Annotated in this window: 15 protein-coding genes; all 15 read right to left on the reverse strand. The window is 57.2% G+C overall.

What is annotated here, in order from left to right; genetic code table 11:
* Positions 1 to 55: 55 nt before the first annotated feature.
* The 15 genes from PG062_RS07170 to PG062_RS07240 all read right to left on the reverse strand — a co-directional run bounded on the left by PG062_RS07170 (position 56) and on the right by PG062_RS07240 (position 21,877).
* Positions 56 to 862 (reverse strand): YlmH family RNA-binding protein, encoded by an 807-nt coding sequence (locus PG062_RS07170; RefSeq protein ID WP_270751754.1) that lies wholly within the window; start codon positions 860 to 862, stop codon positions 56 to 58.
* Positions 846 to 1,319: a cell division protein SepF gene (locus PG062_RS07175; RefSeq protein ID WP_199488099.1), complete on the reverse strand. Its 474-nt coding sequence runs from the start codon at positions 1,317 to 1,319 to the stop codon at positions 846 to 848. Before PG062_RS07175 ends, PG062_RS07170 begins: the two co-directional genes overlap by 17 nt.
* 157 nt (positions 1,320 to 1,476) lie before the next feature.
* The gene (locus PG062_RS07180; protein WP_270751755.1) at positions 1,477 to 2,712 is read right to left on the reverse strand and encodes a biotin/lipoyl attachment domain-containing protein; all 1,236 of its coding nucleotides are present in this window, start codon (positions 2,710 to 2,712) and stop codon (positions 1,477 to 1,479) included.
* Positions 2,713 to 3,055: 343 nt separating this feature from the next.
* On the reverse strand, positions 3,056 to 4,015 hold the full coding sequence (gene miaA, locus PG062_RS07185; protein ID WP_270751757.1) for a tRNA (adenosine(37)-N6)-dimethylallyltransferase MiaA: 960 nt from the start codon (positions 4,013 to 4,015) through the stop codon (positions 3,056 to 3,058).
* The gene (mutL, locus tag PG062_RS07190) at positions 3,999 to 6,128 is read right to left on the reverse strand and encodes a DNA mismatch repair endonuclease MutL (protein WP_270751758.1); all 2,130 of its coding nucleotides are present in this window, start codon (positions 6,126 to 6,128) and stop codon (positions 3,999 to 4,001) included. The genes miaA and mutL overlap by 17 nt, the downstream gene beginning before the upstream one ends.
* A 352-nt stretch (positions 6,129 to 6,480) precedes the next feature.
* Entirely contained in the window at positions 6,481 to 9,129 is a 2,649-nt protein-coding gene (mutS, locus tag PG062_RS07195) for a DNA mismatch repair protein MutS (RefSeq protein ID WP_270751759.1), read from the reverse strand.
* 49 nt (positions 9,130 to 9,178) lie between these two features.
* Positions 9,179 to 9,586, reverse strand: coding sequence for a YlbF/YmcA family competence regulator (locus PG062_RS07200; protein WP_114000200.1), 408 nt, complete (start codon positions 9,584 to 9,586; stop codon positions 9,179 to 9,181).
* Positions 9,587 to 9,654: 68 nt separating this feature from the next.
* Positions 9,655 to 11,037 carry a tRNA (N6-isopentenyl adenosine(37)-C2)-methylthiotransferase MiaB gene (miaB, locus tag PG062_RS07205; protein ID WP_114000199.1) on the reverse strand — a complete coding sequence of 461 codons (1,383 nt, stop codon included), beginning with the start codon at positions 11,035 to 11,037 and terminating at the stop codon, positions 9,655 to 9,657.
* Positions 11,038 to 12,046: 1,009 nt separating this feature from the next.
* The gene (locus PG062_RS07210; protein ID WP_270751760.1) at positions 12,047 to 16,354 is read right to left on the reverse strand and encodes a PolC-type DNA polymerase III; all 4,308 of its coding nucleotides are present in this window, start codon (positions 16,352 to 16,354) and stop codon (positions 12,047 to 12,049) included.
* A gap of 80 nt (positions 16,355 to 16,434) precedes the next feature.
* Entirely contained in the window at positions 16,435 to 16,977 is a 543-nt protein-coding gene (locus PG062_RS07215; RefSeq protein WP_270751761.1) for a hypothetical protein, read from the reverse strand.
* A gap of 145 nt (positions 16,978 to 17,122) precedes the next feature.
* Positions 17,123 to 17,425: a hypothetical protein gene (locus PG062_RS07220; protein WP_270751762.1), complete on the reverse strand. Its 303-nt coding sequence runs from the start codon at positions 17,423 to 17,425 to the stop codon at positions 17,123 to 17,125.
* Positions 17,425 to 18,474, reverse strand: coding sequence for a flavodoxin-dependent (E)-4-hydroxy-3-methylbut-2-enyl-diphosphate synthase (gene ispG, locus PG062_RS07225; protein ID WP_270751763.1), 1,050 nt, complete (start codon positions 18,472 to 18,474; stop codon positions 17,425 to 17,427). Before ispG ends, PG062_RS07220 begins: the two co-directional genes overlap by 1 nt.
* A gap of 79 nt (positions 18,475 to 18,553) precedes the next feature.
* Positions 18,554 to 19,696 (reverse strand): M50 family metallopeptidase, encoded by a 1,143-nt coding sequence (locus PG062_RS07230; protein WP_270751764.1) that lies wholly within the window; start codon positions 19,694 to 19,696, stop codon positions 18,554 to 18,556.
* A gap of 60 nt (positions 19,697 to 19,756) precedes the next feature.
* Entirely contained in the window at positions 19,757 to 20,908 is a 1,152-nt protein-coding gene (dxr, locus tag PG062_RS07235; RefSeq protein ID WP_114001167.1) for a 1-deoxy-D-xylulose-5-phosphate reductoisomerase, read from the reverse strand.
* Between the two features lie 105 nt (positions 20,909 to 21,013).
* A complete protein-coding gene (locus PG062_RS07240; protein ID WP_270751765.1) occupies positions 21,014 to 21,877 on the reverse strand; it encodes a phosphatidate cytidylyltransferase in 864 nt (287 codons plus the stop codon).
* Positions 21,878 to 22,094: the final 217 nt, after the last annotated feature.

Raw genomic sequence — 22,094 nt, forward strand, 5'->3', positions numbered from 1 at the left:
TCGGCACGGCTGCCGGGCTGCCCCGGCCCATGGGTTTCACATTCAGGTTTTATGTTCAATACTGATAAAACGTGATAAAGATGCGGTCCTTGCGGCTTTTGCCGCCGATTGCCACCAGACGGTAGCGCCCAACGCCCCGCACGGTGAAGATATCGCCTTCAAACACATCCTCATGGGCGGTGCGCAGCGGAACGTGGTTCACTTCCACCCTGCCGCTTTGGATTGCCTGCGCCGCAATGGAGCGGGAGGTGCGCATCATGGCTGCCAATACGGTATCTGCCCGCAAAGATGGCACCGTTGCATCCTGCGTCTGGCGTTCCGGCCCGCGCAGGACTTCTTCCGGCACGGCATCGCAGCGCTCGACACGCACCGGGCTGCGGCCAGCTTCCGTCAGGTTGGAAGCAATAAAATCCGCCTTATCTTCCAGCACAAAGGCATACACACTGCGGGCATCGGCCGGATCCGGCAGGATATCCCCCAAACAGGCACGATCCAGGCCAAGACCCAGGATTGCCCCCAGATAGTCACGGTGGCCCGGCACGGCGCTGCCGCCCTGCTGCGGCGCTGTGAAATGCAGCACCGCAACTGGCTCTTCCGGCCAGGAATCCGGTGGTTCAATGCAGAGCACTTTGCGTTCCGCATCCGGCCAGCCGCCCTGAAAGCGGGCAAAATCGCAGCCCTCACGGTTGAGCGCAGCCTGCGCAAGGGCCTGTTCGCGGTCCGAAAGGAAGCCCGTTGCCCGCGGGATGCCACGCTGCATGGCGGTACGGCAGAGTTCTTCCACCCGGCGCATCAAAAAGCGTTCATCCTCGTTCTGCGGCGGCACAAAGCCGCGGGTCCTTGTATCAGAAGAAGACGCCATTGTTCTCCAGCTCGTCCAGCAGGTCGCCCATAATATCAACGTTATACGGGGTAATGATGAATGTACTGGTTGCTACACGCTTGATCTGGCCGTTATTGGCGTAAGCCACGCCGGACAAAAAGTCGATCAAACGGCGGGAGACTTCTTTGTTGGTGGATTCAAGGTTCAGCACAACGGTGCGCTTTGCGTTCAGCTGGTCTGCAATGGCAGCAGCATCGTCAAAACGTTCCGGCTTGACCAGTACAACCTGCAGCTGGGTGGTAGCGTTGATGTTGACCACCTTGTTGCTGTGCTGCTTAGCAGTTTCCTGCGTGGGGTAGGCTTCTTCCGGGGCTGGCGAACCGCCCTGACCACCGCCAGGGAAGATATCATCCTCTTCGTTATCATCCACATAGGAATCTGCTTCGGGATCCTGGTTGATTCCGAGGACGTTTCTCAAACCGTCTATCATGGACATGGCAGTTACTCCTTACGTTTGCTTAGTTGTATAAATTGCACAAAAAAAGCCCCGATTGGCTTTTGTCACAACTATACAGTATTTATTATCTTCCATTTTTGCTTCGTTGTCAATACAAATATAACAGAATGTGGGGCAAAACGCCCGTTTTCTGTCCTTACAGCAGCTTGCCGTCCTGCAGGTTGCTGCCTTCCACGATCACCTCATCGTACAGGCGCAGCTCGTTATCCTCCCCCACTTTGCCGCCTTCCGGTACAAGGATGTAGGTATCGTCCTCATATAAAATGGTAATGCGGCGGAAGCGCTGCAAATCGCCGTATTTGACATATACGCCGCGCTGGCCGTTCACGATATGCAGGGCCCTGCGGTCAATGCGGATGCCCTGGTAGGTGTGCAGGCTGATTTCGGCTTCCTCATAATTCAGGCAGAGCACCTGAGCATTGATGCTGCGGCATTCCAGCACCACTTTGGCAAGGCCGGTTTCTTCGTCGGTGGTCACATCCACCACGGTGGCAGCCAAAGGCTCTTCCTGTTTGCCCGGAACACTGATGCTCACGCGGGACAGGCCGTTCAACCGCCCGGCAAGGTCTGCCGAACACACGGCATAAAACCGCCAGGAAAACCCGGTTACAATATGCCCAGCAAGGTCGGCATTGGACGGAGTCTCCCCTGCGTTGATCATCTTTTGCAGATCAGCCGGGCTCATGGCATCCAGCTCCGTGGGATCCCGCACCACCGGGGCGGCGCTTTCGGATGAGACAAAATACCCGTTGGTATCCGCTTCGATCGTCTGCAGGCCGTTCAGCTGGGCAGCAATGCCGTCCCGCTCGGCCTGCAGGCTGGCCAGCACCTCGCCAAAGCCCGCCGCCTGGCCGGTGCTGATCTGCAGTTTATTTTGCGCCAGCAAAAAATCTTCCGCAGCATCCTGAATTGCGCCGTAAGATGCTGTGTCGATCTGGTCCAGCAGGTTATACAGCGCCGTGCGCGTCTGGGTGGTCAGAACCGAAAGATCGCTGCCGGAGGAATTTTCCGACTTTGTCAGCAGCAAAATCGCACGATCCAACCGGTCCAGCCGTTCCCGCATTGCTCCCTGGGAATCATCCGTATACTGTTCCGCCAGAATGGTGCCCGCGCTGACGCGCTCACCATCCTGCACCACATATCCCAGGTTGCCGCTGCCAGGCACATCCACTGCCTGGAACACTGCCACGCCTTTCAGCGTGATGTTATCCGACATGGTGTAGGCAATGGCGGTTTCGGTTTTGTAAGTTCGGTGGAAGATCGTGTAAATCTGGATACAGAGATACCCAAGCACCACAACCAGCAGCGCCGTAAACAGGGCAAAAAGAATTTTTATGAATGCTTTGGGCTGGCTTTCATTCTGTTCATGCATTGGGTATCCCCCCTTTGGTTTTATGGCAACACCGCACAATTCCCGCCTGACGGCTTAAGCACCGCTCCGGCGGCTGCGGCACGGCATCTGCGTTGCCAAAATGCTCGATAATGTCGGGTTGCGGTACCCGCATCGTGCTTCGGGGGCAAAAGCCCCTCGCACTCTGCGACCGCTGCCCCTGCTTCGGTTCGCTGTTTCCGCCACTGGCGGCGCTCACCTTTGCAGCATCCAGTATTATCTGCGCTTTTGGCTTAGCATCTGCCGCACCTCGCTCGCCGTATCGGCACTTAGAATTATGCGGTATTGCCTTATCTTTTATATATAGCGATATTGTTACTGCATTTCAAGCGTTGTTTTCCGCCAGGAACGCTTCGGTCTGTTCTGCCGCCTGCTGTTCCAGGTTTCCGTCTTCCAGGTAAAGCCACACAGCGTCCGTCTGGCGGCGGAACCAGGTCAGCTGACGCTTGGCATAATTGCGGGAAGCCTGTTTGAGGTGCGCAAGGCAGCTTTCCAGGTCTGCTGTTCCCTCAAAATACGGGAAGAACTCTTTGTAGCCGATGGCCTGCGCCGCGGTGCGGTAGGTATCGCGGTGGTCATACACCAGTTTGGCCTCTTCCAGAATGCCGCTTTGCATCATACGGTCACAGCGGGTATCAATCCGCTGGTAAAGAAGGGTGCGGTCGCGGCAGGTCAGGCAGAGACAGAGTGAACGGTAAGGTTTTTCCGCCGGACGGGCGGCCTCGCGCTCAGCGCTCATCTTGCGGCCGGTGGCACGGTACAGTTCCAAAGCACGGATGACCCGAGGGGTGTTGTTGGGATGCACCTTGGCGGCATAGCCCGGGTCCACCGCGGCAAGTTCTGCATAGAGCGCCTGGGAGCCTTCCGCCTGCAGGCGGGCTTGCAGCTCCTGCCGGATGGCAGGATCCACTTTTTCCGGCGTAAAGCCAATGCCGTTGAGCAGGCTGGTAATGTACAGCCCTGTGCCGCCCACAACCAGCGGCAGCTTGCCCTGTGCCGTCAGCTGGGTGATGGTTTTCCCCGCAAGGGTGGTAAAATCCGCCACGCTGAACGCCTGTTCCGGCGCAAGGAAGCCGACAAGATGGTGCGGCACCCCCTGCATTTCTTCCGGGGTCACTTTGGCAGTGCCAACATCCAGCCCCTGATAGATCTGCATGGAATCCGCACTGATGATCTCGCCGCCAAAGCGTTTGGCCAAGGCGACCGAGAGTGCGGTTTTACCAGTTGCCGTCGGTCCGCCAATGGCAACCACGCGGGGCTTGGCGGCATTATACAAGGCGTCCAAACTGTTTTTCCAGCTCCTTCCGGGTCAGCTTCAGCACGCAGGGGCGGCCATGGGGACAAAACGGCGGCACACTGCCGTCCATAATTTTCTGGGCCAGGGCCAGCATTTCATCGGTGGTGGTCCTGTCCCCCGCTTTAATGGCGGCGCGGCAGGCAATGGAATGCAGTACCCACTCGGTTTTCTCCCGCAGGGCATCGCGGCCGCCGTTCAGCAAATGGTTGGCCAGTTCCAGCACCATATCCCCCACATCGTCCACCGGCACATCCGCGGGAACGGCACGCACCACAACGGTAAAGCCGCCGTAATCATCCACTTCCACACCGCTGTTCTGCAAAAGTTCCTGGTGGGCCAGCAGGGCCTGCTTTTCCTCGGCGGAAAGGTTGACCTGCACGGGGACAAGCAGCATCTGAGACGGCACGCTGCCGTAATCCTTGGCGAGCTGCTCAAACAGGATGCGCTCATGTGCGGCGTGCTTATCAATCAGACAAAGCTCATTGTTGCGCTCGGTGATGATGTAGGTTTTGAATACCTCCCCCACCACGCGCAGCGGCAGGCTGGCGGGTGCCGGGGCAAAGGTCGTCTGCTCCGGCGGGATGTCCGCCTGGGCAGTTGGGTCATTGTGGGTGATGGGCAGTGCGCTCAGGCCGGTGGCAGATTTTTCCTCTTCCGGCAGTTCCGGTGATTCAATATTTTCCAGCTGGGCCGGGGCAGGCTGCTGCGCGAGGGCTGTGGTTACAGCGGGTTCTGCCTTGGGCTGCTGTTCCGGCAGGTCGGGCAGAATGTCCAGCAGGTCCTCCTGTGCCGTGTGCGGTGCGGGGGCGGCAAACTGCGGGGTGCTGGGTGCATTAAATGGTGCCCGCACCGAGTTCAGCTCCATCACTCCGCTGGTACCGGGCAGCGTGCGGGCAGGCACCGGGGCCGTGAGCTTATTCAATGCGCGGTACTCTGCCGCGGAAAGGGTGTTGAAATGCTTTTGCGGCTGCGGCGGCTGGGCCGGTGCAACCGCAGGCCGCTGGGGGTTGGACTGTGGTGCCGGAGCACTGCCGGGCAGCGTTGTCTGCTGCGGGGCGGGCTGGGGATTTTCTTTTGCCACATGGCCCAAATCAAAGCGGCACTCTCCGCTGCCGGGGGCAGCCAAGGCCGCGCGCACCGTGCGGTAGACCGCATCGAACACATCGCTTTCCCGCGCAAAACGGATCTCGGTTTTGGCGGGGTGTACGTTGACGTCCACCATGTCCGCCGGCATATCAACGCGCAGGATGGCGCCGGGGTATTTGCCCTGCATCAGGGTACCCTTGTAAGCGTTTTCCAGCGCAGCCATCATGGTGCGGTTTTTGACATAGCGGCCATTGACGTAAAAATGCTGCGCACTGCGAGACGCCCGGCAGGCGCGCGGCGGGGTGACAAGGCCGGTCACTTTATAAACGCCGCCATCGCCATCCAGCGGCAGCAGGTCGCGGGCAAACTCCCGCCCCAGCACCGCATAGGCAGCGCTGCGCAGCTGGCCGTCACCGGGGGTCATGAACTGCTGCTTGCCGTCCCGCAGAAAGCGGAATGCAATTTCCGGGTGGGACAACGCTTCATGCAGAACGATATCCGCCACAAAAGTTCCCTCACTGACGTCCTTTTTCAGGAACTTCATGCGGGCGGGCGTATTATAGAACAGATCGTTCACCGTTACGGTGGTGCCGCGCGGGCGGGCGCCGGGCTCCATGCCCTGGGGCTCGCCGCCCTCAATGCGATAGCAGCAGGCGTATTCGTCCGCTTCGGTGCGGGTCAGCACCTCTACCCTGGCCACGCTGGCGATGGAAGCAAGCGCTTCGCCGCGGAAGCCAAGGGTGTGGATGTGGCCCAGATCCTCGGCACTGGCAATTTTGCTGGTTGCGTGGCGCACAAAGGCTTTATCGATATACTCTGCCTCAATGCCGCTGCCGTTATCCGCAATTTGCAGCTGTTGAATGCCGCCGCGCACGATGGAGAGCGTGATCTGCGTTGCACCGGCGTCGATGGCGTTTTCCAGCAGTTCCTTTGCAACCGAAGCAGGCCGCTCCACTACCTCGCCTGCGGCGATCAGTTCAGCGGTATGCTTATCCAGTACGCGAATTTCTGCCATGGGGTACCTCTTTCTAGGTCAGGGGGTGTTTTTCTGCTTAAAGTTTAGGGCAATACCGCACAATTCCCGCCTAACGGCTCAAGCACCGCTCCGGCGGCTGCGGCACGGCATCTGCGTTGCCAAAATGCTCGATAATGTCGGGTTGCGGTACCCGCATCGTGCTTCGGGGGCAAAAGCCCCTCGCACTCTGCGACCGCTGCCCCTGCTTCGGTTCGCTGTTTCCGCCACTGGCGGCGCTCACCTTTGCAGCATCCAGTATTATCTGTGCTTTTGGCTTAGCAGCTGCCGCACCTCGCTCGCCGTATCGGCACTTAGAATTATGCGGTATTGCCTTAGCGTTTGAACAATGTATTTACTTCAGCGCCTGTTTCAGTTCATACAAGAAGTTCAGCGCTTCGATGGGGGTCAGGGTCTCAATATCCAGGCTGTTCAGCTTGTCCACAACCTCGCTGGGAACGGCGGGGTTGTTATAGGCTTCCACTGTTTCGAAATCCAGCTGCATGGCCTTGTTGGCGCCGGGAGCTGTGGCTTCCAGCTGGCGCAGCACGGCGTGGGCACGCTTGATCACGGCCTCCGGCAGACCGGCCAGTTTGGCGACTTCAATGCCATAGCTGTCATCCGCCGGGCCCTGTACAATGCGCCGCAGGAAGGTGATATCCTCCCCGCGCTTTTTGACGGCGATGTTATAGTTTTTAATGCCGTCCACATCCTGGTCCATGCTGGTCAGCTCATGGTAATGGGTAGCGAACAAGGTTTTGCAGCCGATGTTATCGCAGATATACTCCACCACGGCGCGGGCAATGCTCATGCCGTCAAAGGTGGATGTGCCGCGGCCGATCTCATCCAGAATGACCAGGCTGCTCTTGGTGGCCCGCTGCAGAATTTCGGCCACTTCGGTCATTTCCACCATGAAGGTGGACTGACCGGCGGCAAGGTCATCCGATGCGCCCACGCGGGTAAAGATAGCATCCACCACACCGACATGGCAGCTGGATGCCGGAACAAAGCTGCCGATCTGCGCCATCAGGGCGATCAGCGCATTCTGGCGCATGTAGGTAGATTTGCCCGCCATGTTGGGGCCGGTGATGATGAGCATGCGGTTTTCGGTTTCGTCCAGCGTAGTATCGTTTGGCACAAACAGACTGCCTTTCAGCATCTGCTCAATCACCGGATGGCGGCCCTCGGTAATAGAAAGCACATCGCTGTCATCCACCGTGGGTTTTACATAGTTGTTCTGCACCGCCGCTTCCGCAAAGGAAGCCAGAACATCCAGCTGGGCTACCGCAAAGGCCGTGCGCTGGATGCGCAGCAACTGGGCGGAGATGGCTTCCAGCAGGTCGGCAAACAGCTGGTGTTCCAATACCAACAGGCGCTCGTTTGCGCCAAGGATCTTGTTTTCCAGCTCTTTCAGTTCCGGGGTAATGTAGCGCTCCCCTGTTGTCAGGGTCTGCTTGCGGATAAAGGTATCCGGTACGCTGGCCGCATAGCTGCGGCTGACCTCAATATAATAGCCGAACACTTTATTGAAACCTATTTTCAGCTTGGGGATACCGGTCTCCTCTTTCAGCTTGGCTTCCAACTGGGAAAGGAAGCCCTTGCCGCCGTGCATGATATCCCGCAGCTCGTCCACTTCGGCGTTGAACCCTGCGCGGATAGCACCGCCGTCCTTAAGGTTTGCCGGGGGATCTTCCACCAGGGCACGGTTGATGAGGTCCAGCAAATCTTCCAGCGGGTCCACAGCGCCCGAAAGCTCCTGCAGCAGTGGGGTGGTACACTGCCGGGCCAGCTGGCGTACCTGCGGCAGATAAACACAGGTATCCCCCAGGGCTTTGACCTCCTTGGGGGTGGCGGAGCCATACAGAATGCGGGTGGTCAGGCGTTCAATGTCATAAACATGGGAGAGCGCTTCTTTTAAGTCTGCACGGGTCACGTTGGCATTGTACAGTGCTTCCACAGCATCCAGCCGCTGGTTGATGACACTGCTGTCCACCAGCGGCTGCTCGATCCAGGCGCGCAGCTGGCGTTTGCCCATCGAGGTTTCGGTTTTATCCAGCACCCACAGCAGCGTACCGCGCTTTTCGCGGCCGCGCATGGTTTCGGTCAGTTCCAGGTTAGCGCGTGTGACCGGGGAAAGCCGCATGTACTGGGCATCGGCATAGTTCTGCACTGATTTGATGCGGTCGATGCCGTGCTTCTGGGTCTCATGCAGGTAGCCAAGCAGTGCCCCAAAGGCATAGGGCACCAGACCGTCCTGCGCAAAGCCGCAGGTATTGCGCCAATCTGCCCCAAACTGAGCGGTCATGGCGTCCTCCATCACACGCTGCTGGTAGCAGGCATCCTCGCGCAGTTCCACCAGCGCATGGGTATGCTGGCGGACATAGTTGGTTACTTCTTTTAAGTCCAGCAGTGCCGGGTTGATCAGAATTTCACTGGGCATATAGCGGCAGAGCTCGGTGATGATGGCCGGGCCCATTTTTTCCGCGGTCAGCTCGGTGGCATAGGCCTCACCGGTGGAAATATCCGCAAAGCAGATGCCGGCTTTCCAGCGGCTGCGCACCTTGCGGGTATAAATGCTGCAGATATAGTTGTTTTTATCGTCCGCCAGCATGCTGCTTTCGATCACAGTACCCGGCGTAATTACGCGGATGATATCCCGCTTGACCAGCCCTTTGGCCAGCGCCGGGTCTTCCATCTGTTCACAGATAGCGACTTTGTAGCCCTTGGCAATCAGGCGGGCGGCGTAAATTTCATACGAATGGAACGGCACGCCGCACATCGGCGCACGGTCCGGCAGGCCGCAGGCTTTGCCGGTCAGGGTCAGTTCCAGCTCCCGCGATGCCGTCAGGGCATCGTCAAAGAACATCTCGTAAAAGTCACCCACGCGGTAAAACAGAATCTCGTTGGGGTGCTGGCGCTTGATTTCCAGATATTGCTGCATCATGGGCGAAAGCGCCTGTGTATCAACATCCTCAACTTTTTGGGGCACAATGTTTGCTGCCATTCTTCACACTCCTGATTCTGTTCATGAACAAATTGGCTGCTGTGCCGCCTTAGTGGCAGCCGCCACAGGTGGAGCAGCTGCCGGTGCAGCCGCCGGTGGGGGCCTGAACGGTCATGGGGTCGCCGCCGTTCATGGCCGTGTTGATGATGGCATCAATATGGCTGACCATGGCTTCGCACTCTTTTTTGGCGGTGTTGTAGCGCACCATGCCCTCACTGGACATGATCTGGGTATACAGGTCGTTCACCTGCTGGTTCAGTTCGGCCACATGGGCGGTATCCGGTTCCGGCTTGGCGCTTTCGTTGTTCAGGTCCAGGCGCTTGAGGTTGAACTCGCCGATCAGGCCCTGCAGTTCCTGGTCGTTATCGTTTTCGCGGCGGGCTGCATCCAGTTCCAGGTAACGGGGGTCAGTCTGCATGGCAGCGGCGGCTTTTTTGAAAAGATCAATGCAATCCATTTTGGTTACTCCTTATTATTACGCTGTATTCAGCAAATGTTAGCTACGATATTTTATTGGAACTGGCTTTATTCTGCCAGTTCCCCCACCAGCAGTGCGGCGCGGGAACCGGTCAGGCGCACATTGGCGTACTGGCCGATCAGGCTTTCCTCGGCGGGGAACTCGACGACCAGGTTGTTATCCAGCCGCCCGTTCAGGGTGCCGGGGGTGCGGCCAGCAGCCTCCACCAACACTTTCACGGTCTGCCCCGCCATAGCGGCGATCATCGGGAAAGCAATGGAATCCTGCAGTTTCAGCAGGCGGTCCATGCGGGCTGCCTTTTCGGCATGGGTGGCCGGGTCCGGCAGCTTGGCAGCGATGGTACCCGTGCGCTTGGAATAGATAAAGGTAAACAGCTGCATGTATTTGACCTGCTGGATCAAATCAAGCGTTGCCTGGAAATCCTCTTCCGTCTCGCCGGGGAAGCCGACAATGATGTCACTGGAGAAAGTTACACCGGGGATTTTCTCCTTAGCATAATTGACCAGGTCCATATACTGGGCAACCGTATAGTGGCGGTTCATTTCTTTCAGGATACGGTCACTGCCGGACTGCACCGGCAGATGGATATGCTTGCACAGGTGATCCTGCGCGGCAATGGTATCGATCAGCTTACGGCTGGCATCCTTGGGGTGGCTGGTCATAAAGCGGATCTGGTAATCGCCCGGAACGGTGCACAGCAGGTTGAGCAGATCGGCAAAATCCGTCTTTTCTTCCAAACCTTTGCCATAGCTGTTTACGTTCTGGCCCAGCAGGGTGATTTCTTTATAGCCCTGCTCTACCAGTGTTTTAAACTCTGCCAGAACATCCGCCGGGGTGCGGCTGCGCTCGCGCCCGCGCACATAGGGCACAATGCAGTAGGTGCAGAAATTATCGCACCCATACATGATGGGCAGCCAGGCGCGGAAGCCGGAATCACGCCGGATGGGCAGCTCCTCCACCACGGCGTTGCGCTCGACCGGGGTTTCCAGGTAGCGCTTGCCGCGGTGCAGGCGCTCCACCAGCATGGCGGGCAGGCGGTCAATGCCGTCCACGCCGAACACCAGATCCACATAAGGGTAGCTGGCGCGCAGCTTATCCACAATATGCTTTTGCTGCACCATGCAGCCGCATACCCCGATGATCAGGCGGGGGTTCTTTTCCTTCAGCTTTTTCAGCGCGCCGACATTGCCGAACACGCGCTGTTCCGCATGTTCGCGCACAGCGCAGGTATTGAACAGGATCAAGTCTGCCTGCTCGACGGAATCACAGACGCCGAAGCCGATGTCCATCAGCACGCCGCGTATCTTCTCACCATCGTTCACGTTCTGCTGGCAACCATAGCTGCGCACATAGGCAAGGGGCGGGGTATCATAAGTCTGGGCGATGACGGCGGCGGCATCCGCGTTATGGGTATAAGTTAGTTTTTCCAAGATATTGCTCCTGACGGGTGCAGTTTGTCCCAGCTAACGCCTGGGAGAGCACAAAAAATTAGAATCTGACACTTAAGTATACCGCAACGCACGGCAAAGTACAAGATGCCTGTCCCCAGAAATTTTGCTCAGAAAATTTTCTGGTGTCGAGAACTCTCACCGGGTTTGGAATTCTCATAAAGTTAGGCAGGGGGTGTGGCATAAAGGCGGAAGTATTTAGGGCAACACCGCACAATTCCCGCCTTACGGCTTAAGCACCGCTCCGGCGGCTGCGGCACGGCATCTGCGTTGCCAAAATGCTCGATAATGTCGGGTTGCGGTACCCGCATCGTACTTCGGGGGCAAAAGCCCCTCGCACTCTGCGACCGCTGCCCCTGCTTCGGTTCGCTGTTTCCGCCACTGGCGGCGCTCACCTTTGCAGCATCCAGTATTATCTGCGCTTTTGGCTTGGCATCTGCCGCACCTCGCTCGCCGTATCGGCACTTAGAATTGTGCGGTATTGCCTTATCTTTACTGCTGGGCATCGTATAGTTCCTTGTAGATTCTACATGTATCCTATAGTCTATCATGTTCTCCATGATAAATCAATTTTCCATCGTCAAATACGCAATTCCTACACCTGCCCCGGAAAATTTTGCTGGAATGGGGCGCGGGCATTTTTTTTGGGGGGGTGTTTTCCCCTGCCTGGCTGTAAGTTCAATCAACGAATCAAAGCGAATCCCGCAAAACAAAAAGTACCGTCCCCGCAGCGCTACTGCAGGTCCGGTACATCATAGGCAATACCGCACAATTCCCGCCTAACGGCTCAAGCACCGCTCCGGCGGCTGCGGCACGGCATCTGCGTTGCCAAAATGCTCGATAAGACATCCAGTATTATCTGCGCTTTTGGCTTAGCATCTGCCGCATCTCGCTCGCCGTATCGGCACTTAGAATTATGCGGTATTGCCCATAGTATATTCGTATGCTGATCTGCCTGCGCTGCGGCAGGCGGGATTTCGGGGGATTGCCATTACATTAAGCTGAACAGGTCAACCTGGCTGGTTTCCGGCAGATTTCCCAAAGCGCCGACTTCGTGCAATTTGTCGAATACCGACTGCGCCACGCCGGAGGCTTGCTGCAGTTCTTCCACCGAGATATATTCCTGCCCATGGATGGTAGCCTGTTCCAACGCCACAGCGGCAGCTTCGCCCAGGCCGCGGATGGCGGTAAAGGGCAGGCGCACTTTGCCGTCCTCCACCACATACTTGCTGGCATAGCTCTTGCCCAGCTCAATGGGCAGGAACTGGCAGCCGCGCTGCAGCATTTCATTGACCAGCTGCAGGCTGACAAGGGCATCATCGTCCTTAGCGGTACGCTCATCCTTGGGGATCTTTTCGTTATCCCGCAGGTGCTCCTTGGCCACGCGCACACCGCCAACAGCTGCTTCATAGTCGATATCCGCGCCGCGAACGGTAAAGTACACAGCATAGAAGATAGCCGGGTGGTACACCTTGAACCACATCAGGCGGATGGCCGCCATCAGGTAGGCAACAGCGTGAGCCTTGGGGAACATATACTTGATCTTGCGGCAGGATTCGATGTACCAATCCGGCACATCATGCTCCTTCATGGCTTCTTCCCAGCCGGGCTTAAAGCCGCCCTTGGCCACCTTGCCTTTACGCACGGCCTCCATAATGTCAAATGACATTTTGGGTTCCAGCCCCTTGCGCAGCAGGTAGAGCATGATGCTGTCACGGCAGCCGATCACCTCGGCAATGGTGCAGGTACCGGAGCGGATCAGTTCGTCCGCGTTGCCGGTCCACACATCCGTGCCGTGGGACAGGCCGGAGATTTGGATCAGCTCCGAGAAGTTTTTCGGCTTTGCATCCAGCAGCATGCCGCGCACAAAGTTGGTGCCCATTTCCGGGATGCCGAAGGTACCGGTCTGGCTGCCGATTTGCTCCGGGGTAACGCCCAGCGCTTCGGTGGAGGTCAGCAGGCTGTAGACCTTGGGATCGTTCATCGGCACGCTGTCAATGGGGATGCCGGAATACTCTTCAAAGAACTTATAGAAAGTCGGAACATCATGACCCAGCTCGTCCAGCTTGAGCAGCGTATCATGCAGGTACTTAAATTCAAAGTGGGTGGTCAGCAGGCCGCCCTTCACATCGTCCGCCGGGTGCTGAATGGCACAGAAATCATAAATATCAAAGGTGGAAGGCACAACAACCATGCCGCCGGGGTGCTGGCCCGTGGTGCGCTTGACACCGGTGCAGCCCAAGCACAGGCGGTTTTCCTCAGCACGGTTCACGGTTTTGCCACGCTCTTCCAGATATTTTTTCACATAACCGTAAGCCGTTTTATCCTGCAGGCCGGATACAGTGCCCGCCTTGAACACATTCTCCTTGCCGAACAGCTCCTCCGTATAGCGGTGAACGTTGGACTGGTACATGCCGGAGAAGTTCAGGTCGATATCCGGCTCCTTATCGCCGTAAAAGCCCAAGAAGGTTTCAAACGGGATATCGTGGCCGTCCATGATCATGGGTTCGCCGCAGACAGGGCATTTTTTATCCGGCAGGTCAAAGCCGTCCATCGTCACGCCATCATCAATCCACTCGCTGTGCTTGCACTTGGTGCACAGGTAGTGCGGCGGCATGGAGTTGACCTCCGAAATGCCGGAAAAGTGCGCCACAGCGCTGGAGCCGACAGAGCCACGGCTGCCCACCTGGTAGCCGCCTGCGTTGGAAAACGCCACCAGCTTGACCGCAATGACATACAAAACAGCGTAACCATGGCCGCAGATGGAATCCAACTCTTTTTTCAGGCGCTTTTGCAGCACATCCGGCAGGGGGTTGCCGTAATCACGGCGGGCGTGCTGCCAGGTGCCGGAGCGCAACTGATCCTCAGCACCCTCAATGGAAGGCGGGTAGGTTCCCTTGGGGATGGCGCGCAGATTGTTATCAATGGTAGCGGCAATCTTGTTGGGGTTGGTCACGCAGATTTCAAAGGCTTTTTCCTGCGGGAGATAGCTGAACTGCTCCAGCATATCCGGCGTGGTGCGGTAGAACAGCGGGGCCTGGTTGTCAGCATCCTTAAAGCCGTTGCCTGCCTGCAGGACCGCGCGGTAAATGCGGTCCTCCGGCTCCTGGAAGTGAACGTCACCGGTGGCAACCACGGGGATATGCAGTTCTTCGCCCAGCTGGATGATGGTGCGGTTGAAGTTCTTGATGGCTTCGATGGAATCCACCTGCCCATTGCGGACCATGAACTCGTTGTTGCCAAGAGGCTGCACTTCCAGATAGTCATAATACCGGGCAATGCGCAGCAGTTCATCATGGGCCTTGCCTGCCACTACGGCGCGGTACAGCTCGCCTGCTTCGCACGCAGGTGAAAGCAGCAGGCCCTCGCGGTATTGATTCAGCAGGCTGCGGGGCACGCGCGGCTTTTTGAAGAAATACTTGGTGTGCGCCGCACTGACAATGCGGTACAGGTTTTTGAGTCCTGTCTGGTTCTGCACCAGAATGATCAGGTGGTAATACTTCTTTTTCAGCACCTCTTTGTTGCCGCCAAGGCCGGTGTTGATAGCCTCCACGGTGGTCATGTCCTTCTCCTTCAAATCGGAGAGCATAACCTCAAAGATGCGGGCCAGCGCCATGGCGTCATCCACGGCGCGGTGGTGATTAAAGGGCTGGATTTCCAGATGTTTGTTGATGGTATCCAGTTTATAGTTATGCAGGCCGGGGAACAACGCCTGTGCCATGGGCAGGGTGTCAATATAGGTGTTGGAAAAATCCACCCCCGCCTTATCCCCTGCTTTACGGATGAACAACATATCAAAGCTGTTGGCGTTGTGGGCAACCAGGATGTTATCGCCGCAGAATTCCTTGAATTGGCGGATGGCCTCGGCCGGTGTGGGGGCATCGGCCACCATGCTGTCGTTGATGCCGGTCAGCTCCACCACCTTTTGCGGGATGGGTTTGCCGGGGTTGACGAAGGTACAGAAACTCTTATCTGGGTTGATCTTGCCGTTTTCCACGTACACGGCGCCGATCTCGGTCAAAGCTTCCACGTTGGAGTCCAGGCCGGTGGTCTCGGTATCAAACACCACAAAGGAGCCGGTGATGGGCATGGTTTTGGTGCCATACACAGCGGGGATCATATCGTCCACAAAGTAGGCTTCACACCCATAGATCAGCTTGAAGTTGGGGTCGTCCTGGTGGATCTCGTCAGTGGCAAGCATGGCTTCCGGGTAGCCCTGGCACACGCCGTGGTCGGTAATGGCAATGGCGCGGTGGCCCATGCGGTGGGCCAGGCGCACGATCTTGCCGGAATCGCAGAAGCCGTCCATGCTGCTGGACTTGGTATGCAGATGCAGTTCCACGCGCTTTTGCCCCTCGGGGGCATCATCATGGCGGGGCATACGCTCCACCTGCAATACATCATAGGGCAGCAGGACATAGTCGTGCTCGTACTTATCGTAGGTATAGTTGCCGCGCACGATGAGGGTTGTGCCGGATTTGAGGCCCTCCCACTTAGACATATCCTCGTTTTCATCGCCGAGGACTTTGAGGTTGATGGAACCGTTATAGTCGGTGATGGAGGTAAAGTAGATTTTGCGGCGGTTGCCCTTTACCTCGGTAAAGAATACGTCGCCCCACACGGTCACCTTGCCGCCATCGCCCAGATCGTTCAGCGGGCGCAGGTCGGCAGGCTTGAAAGACTTGCCATAGAACACCTTAGCCGGCTTGGAGGTGAGCTCCAGCCCCTCAATGGTAAAGGGTGCCACTTCTTCTTTGGCCTTGAACTGCACGGCGGGCACCTTTTCTGCCACGCGGCGGTCGAGTTCGTCCGCATCCATCTGTTTGCCGACCAGCTCCATGCGTACAATGGGCAAAGCACCGGTGCGCTCCTGGATGAGTTCTGCCAGATGCTTGGGCAGCTCCACGCTTTCCAGAATCGGCAGACCCGCGTTGACCCGCACCACAAGACCGTCCTGAGCAAAAGCAACCGGCTGGGTTTTATCCAGAAAGCCGTTGACCGGCATCCCCTGCTGTTTAAGCTCTTCGATCATAGCCTTGACGGCTTCCGGCGTGATGGCGTTATAGTTGAAGTAGTTGCGCATGGTCAACTCATAACCGGCAAAAATCTGCTCCAATGACGCCAAAAGACGCCCGCACAGGGCAGAGTCCAGCGGCTCTGTGCTGCGCAGGCAGATGATAACTTTGCGTGCGGAACGGAACAGTTCTACCCGCTCCACAAACACATTGCTGAAGCTGGCGGTAAACTGTTCATCGGCCGTGAACTGCGGCCAAACCTGGGTAACAAGTGGTTTTAACATAGCACCTCTTGAGAGTTACGAACGGCCTTTTTTGAAAAAAGGCCTGGCAAAAAACTTTAATATGATAAATTACAGTAATATTATAAGGCAATACCGCATAATTCTAAGTGCCGATACGGCGAACGAGGTGTGGCAGATGCCAAGCCAAAAGCGCAGATAATACTGGATGCTGCAAAGGTGAGCGCCGCCAGTGGCGGAAACAGCGAACCGAAGCAGGGGCAGCGGTCGCAGAGTGCGAGGGGCTTTTGCCCCCGAAGCACGATGCGGGTACCGCAACCCGACATTATCGAGCATTTTGGCAACGCAGATGCCGTGCCGCAGCTGCCGGAGCGGTGCTTAAGCCGCAAGGCGGGAATTGTGCGGTGTTGCCATAACAATATTATGTTGGATTCAAAGGCAGCCCGGCAGCTGGCGTTAAGCTCCCCTGTTTTCGCAGGCTTTGTTAGCATCACATAGAAGTGCAATGCTCTATTTACCGGGAAATATAAATCAGACTTTTTCTCAGCGTGTTGAAAAGCGTATTTTCCCTTGTAGAGGATAGGGGTGAACGCCACCGCAGAGGAATTCTGCCTTGCCGTGTGCTGCGAACGTTGCACATGATTTGTAGGGGACGATGCTTGCATCGTCCCGCAATGGTGGGCTTTGCCGCAGATTCCTCCACAGCAGGCTCCGCAAGGTGACGGGCGCACAACATGCGCCCCTATGGTCACTATGGGGTAAACAGCGCAGTTTTCCCACGCGGTGCCGTGCCGCTTTCACGCAACATTTTCATCGCTTTGGCATCGGTTTTCGGACTTGTTTTCGGAACTTGTTTTTATCTTTGCGGATGACATACATCGCGGTGATGGTGGCCACCACGCCGGGCAGCAAAAAGGCAAAGGCATCCAGCACCAGGCAGGCGGCCAGCTTGATTGCGGCGTTGGGAGCACTTTTGCAGTACCAGACTTCCAGCACAATACTGACCACAAAGCACACCAGCAGCACCGTGCCAATGCAAAGCAGCCCCCGCACAAACGGCGGGAGCTTGGCTTTAGCGGTCGGTTCTGCGTTTTTGGGGGTGTTCCGGATCATTACAGTTTATGGATTTCCTCAATGAACTGGCTGACGATATCGCCTTTCAGGGTGCGGATCTTCTCGCCATGCTCAAACAGCACAGCACAGTCCTTGCCGCCTGCAATGCCGATATCCGCATCGCTGGCTTCGCCGGGGCCATTGACAATACAGCCCATAATGGCGATTTTTACCGGCTTTTTGAAGCCCTCTTCTTTCAGGCGGCGCTCCACCTCGTTGGCAATTTCGATCATGGGGTACTGGGTGCGGCCGCAGGTGGGGCAGCTGATGATCTCCGGCCCGGCCACGGCGTAGCCAACCGCACGCAGGATATCGTAACCGGCGTACACTTCATCCTCCGGGTCGCCGGTCAGGGAGACGCGCAGCGTATCGCCGATGCCTTCCAGCAACAGGCCGCCAATCCCCATGCCGGATTTGATCAAGCCCATGCGGTTGCCGCCGGCTTCGGTCACACCCACATGCAGGGGGTAATCTGTCTGGGAGGCCAGCAGCCGGTAAGCGGCCATCATGCGCGGCACGTTGGAGGATTTTATGGAGATGACGATATTATTAAAGTCATGCTTTTCCAGCAGGCGCACATGGTACATGGCACTTTCCACCATGGCTTCCGGCACAGAAGCACCGTAACGGGCCAGGATATGCTTTTCCAAGCTGCCGCCGTTCACGCCAATGCGGATGGGGATGTTTTTGGCGTTGCAGGCATCCGCGACCGCTTTTACACGGTCATCATCACCGATGTTGCCGGGGTTGATGCGAATCTTATCGGCACCGGCATCGATGGCTGCAAGGGCGGCACGATAGTCAAAGTGGATATCGGCCACAACGGGGATATCCACCGCCTCCTTAATGGCCGATACCACCGCGGCATCTGCCGGGGTGGGCACCGTGACGCGCACGATCTGGCAGCCCGCTTTTGCCACGCGTTTTGCCTGCTCCACGTTGCCCGCAATATCCTTAACGGGCACATTGAGCATGGTCTGCACTGCAATGGGGTTGGTGCCGCCAATGGTAATGTTGCCGATTTTGACCGTCCGTTTTAGCTGACGCATGGAAAAACGCCTCCTGTATGTTACTTCGCAAAGCCTACTGTTCCCCTTTTATCTGGGTTGCTGCGGCTTTCGTTCCAAATCAAAGAATATATTTTGCCACATCCTGCATCGTGGTCAGCACCATCAGCATTAAAAGCAGGATCATGCCTGCCGCGTTGATGGCTGTCTGGAAGCGCAACGGCAGTTCCCGCCGGGTAATGCCTTCTGCGGCAAGGAACAGCAGCTTGCAGCCGTCCAGCCCGGGGATGGGCAGCAGGTTAAACACGCCAAGATTTACCGTGATGACAGCGGCCAGGCTGAGCACATCCCGCCAGCCATATTTGACGGCTTCGCTGACCGCATTGACTACACCGACCGGACCGGAAAGCTCATTGACGCCCACATGCCCGGTGAAAAGGTCCAGAAATCCGCGCAGGATGACCCGCGCATAATAGCAGAAATACCGTGCCGCCCCATGCACCACGCTGCGCGGCGTTTTTTCAATGCCATACACCCGAAAATCCAGTACCATGGAGGTTGTGCCGTCCGCATTGGTAGTGGAATCAAACTGCACCTGGGGCAGTGTGACCAGCTTGCCGTCCCGCAGAACCGTGATGGTTGCGGTATCATTTTCGGTACGCTGCAGTTCGTACATGACATCTTCAGCCGTAAAGCAGAAATGCCTGTTGACCGACATGATCTCATCGTTCACCTGCAGGCCAGATGCCTGGCTTTTGGGGTTTTCACCCTGGAAGTCATAAATGATCTTGCTGGTCACAGCGCTGCCGCTGGCCACAAGTACCAGCAACAGGATAAAGCCCAGCACAAAATTCATCAGGGCACCGGCGGCAATCACAAAAAAGCGCTGCCAGGGGCCTGCTTCCACAAAGCTTTTGCCATCCACCGTCAGGGGGAACAAGGGAGCATGCGGATCATAGGTATGCACAGAAGCAGCGGCAGCATCCTGCTTTTTCGCAGGTTCTGCCCGCTCCTGCTCGTCCGGGTCCTCAGATTCTTCCGGGGTTTCACCGGCAAGGTTATTGTAACCGCCCAGCGGCAGCAGACGCACGGAATAACGGGTGCCGCCCCTGACGGTGCTCCACAGCGCCGGGCCGAACCCGATGGAAAATTCCTCCACATGGATGCCGCAGTGCCGGGCGGCAAAAAAATGCCCGGCCTCATGCACCAGCACCACCGTGCCAAATACCAAAACTGCCACAATCGCGGTCAGCAGAAAATTCATAAGCACCTCGCTTACAGGGAACTTTGACAGCCGGGCCGCCAAATGCCCGGCACAGAAGGGTTACACATGGGCTTTTACATAATCGCGCGCCATGCGGTCGCAGTCATACACATCCTGCAGGGTATAATCCCCGCCAAAGCTGTCGCTGTCCACCATGCCTTCCACCAGGCGGCCAATATCCAAAAAGCCGATCTTATCCTGCAGGAACAGGCGCACAGCTTCCTCGTTGGCACCGTTTGCGGCGCAGGGGCCAAGGCCGCCCTTGCGGATCGCCTTTTTGGCGGCTGCCAGGCAGCGGAACGTTTCATCATCCGCCACATCAAAGCTCAGATGCTTGAGGGCAGCAAAATCCAGCTCCGGCACCGGGCTGGGCAGACGGTCCGGCCAGGTCAGGGCATACTGGATCGGAATGCGCATATCCGGCACGCCCAGCTGAGCGATAACAGAATGGTCGGCAAACTGCACAGCAGAGTGCACAATGCTTTCGCGCTGGACAACAATCTGAATCTTATCCTCCGGCAAGCCAAACAGCCAGACAGCCTCAATCAGCTCCAGACCTTTGTTCATCAGGGTGGCGGAATCGATCGTGATCTTAGCGCCCATATTCCAGTTGGGGTGCTTGAGGGCATCAGACTTGGTTTTGCCGCGCAGCTGCTCGGTCGTCATACCAAAGAAAGGTCCGCCTGACGCGGTGAGCAGAATCTTTTCCAGCCGTTTGGCAGAATGCTGATCCTGCAGGCACTGGAAGATGGCGGAATGCTCGCTGTCCACCGGCAGCAGCTTGACGCCGTATTTCTTTACCGCGTCCGTTACCAGGTGGCCGCCGGTCACAAGGCTTTCCTTGTTGGCGAGGGCCAGATCATGTCCGCTTTCGATTGCAGCCAGAGAGGCCGGCAAACCGGCAATACCGACTACCGCGTTCAATACAACATCGGGGCCATCCATGGCAGCCAGAGTACGCAGCCCCTCCGGGCCTTTCAGCAGTTTGGGTGCGTTGGCGGTACCGGCAAGGGCAGCATCCAGTTTCTCACAGGCGGCAGGGTCCACCACGGCCACATATTCCGGGTGGAACTCTTCGATCTGCTTTTGCAGGATCTCCACGCGGGAGTTCGCTGCAAGGCCAAAGATGCGGTAGCCGTGCATCCGGGCAACATCAAGGCTCTGGGTACCGATGGAACCGGTGGAGCCAAGCAGAGTAATGGTTTTTGGCATGTTGACATCCCCTTATGGAAAGGCACTGCCCCAAAAGTGCAGTGCCGGTTGTTGTTCTGGTTTTCGGGACCTGGCCTGTTGATACGGCAGCCCCCTGTTTACGCTTTACTGGAACACATAAAAGAAGTAACGCACCACGATGGACACCAGCGGCGCGATAAACATCACGCTGTCAAACCGGTCCAAAATACCGCCGTGGCCGGGGAAAATGGTGCCGTAATCTTTGATACCCACCTGACGCTTGACGGCAGAGGCGAAGAGATCGCCCAAAATGCCCAGCACCGACGCCACGGCGCCCATGGCGGCAATGATGATATAGTGCCGCGCGGTGACAGCCACCGTCAGGCTGGCGAACCGGCCGGAAAGCGCGCTGTAAATAATGGTTGCCAGCAGCCCGATGACCACGCTACCGATCACGCCGCCGATGGCGCCTTCCACCGTTTTGTTGGGGCTTACCACCGGAGCCAGCTTGTGCTTGCCGAACGCGCGGCCCGCAAAGTAGGCGCAGGTATCGCCGCCCCAGGCAAAGCACAGGATCAGCAGGATGAAGTAGATGGCATCATAGCCGTACATATTCATCGGCAGGCAGCGCTTGAGGTGGATGAGAGAGTAAAAGCAGAACAGAATCACACCGCTGAAGTAGATAAAGCCGCTCAGCTTGCCAAAATCCAGCGTTTTATCATGGGTGATGAGCACCACATTATAAAACAGCACCGTCAAAAAGCCCACAGCCAGCAGCGCTGCGCGCGCCGCGCCGCTGGAGCTGAGCATGAGCAGCATGGTAAACGGCACCGCTGCCGCATACAGGTACCACTGCTTTTTGCCAAAGCCCATTGCGGTAAACACTTCATGAATGCCAAGCAGGCAGATAGCCGCCAGCACCAGGTCAAACAGGATCGTGTCAAAGAAAGCCAGAACCACGGCAAGAACAGCCAGCCCGACTACGGCGGTAATGATGCGAGTTTTCATAAAAGATGGTTTCCTTTCAACAGCAGCTGCGGTGTGTTAAGGCAATACCGCATAATTCTAAGTGCCGATACGGCGAGCGAGGTGCGGCAGATGCTAAGCCAAAAGCGCAGATAATACTGGATGCTGCAAAGGTGAGCGCCGCCAGTGGCGGAAACAGCGAACCGAAGCAGGGGCAGCGGTCGCAGAGTGCGAGGGGCTTTTGCCCCCGAAGCACGAT

The sequence above is a fragment of the Gemmiger qucibialis genome, from assembly GCF_027689445.1.
Lineage (GTDB): Bacteria > Bacillota > Clostridia > Oscillospirales > Ruminococcaceae > Gemmiger > Gemmiger qucibialis.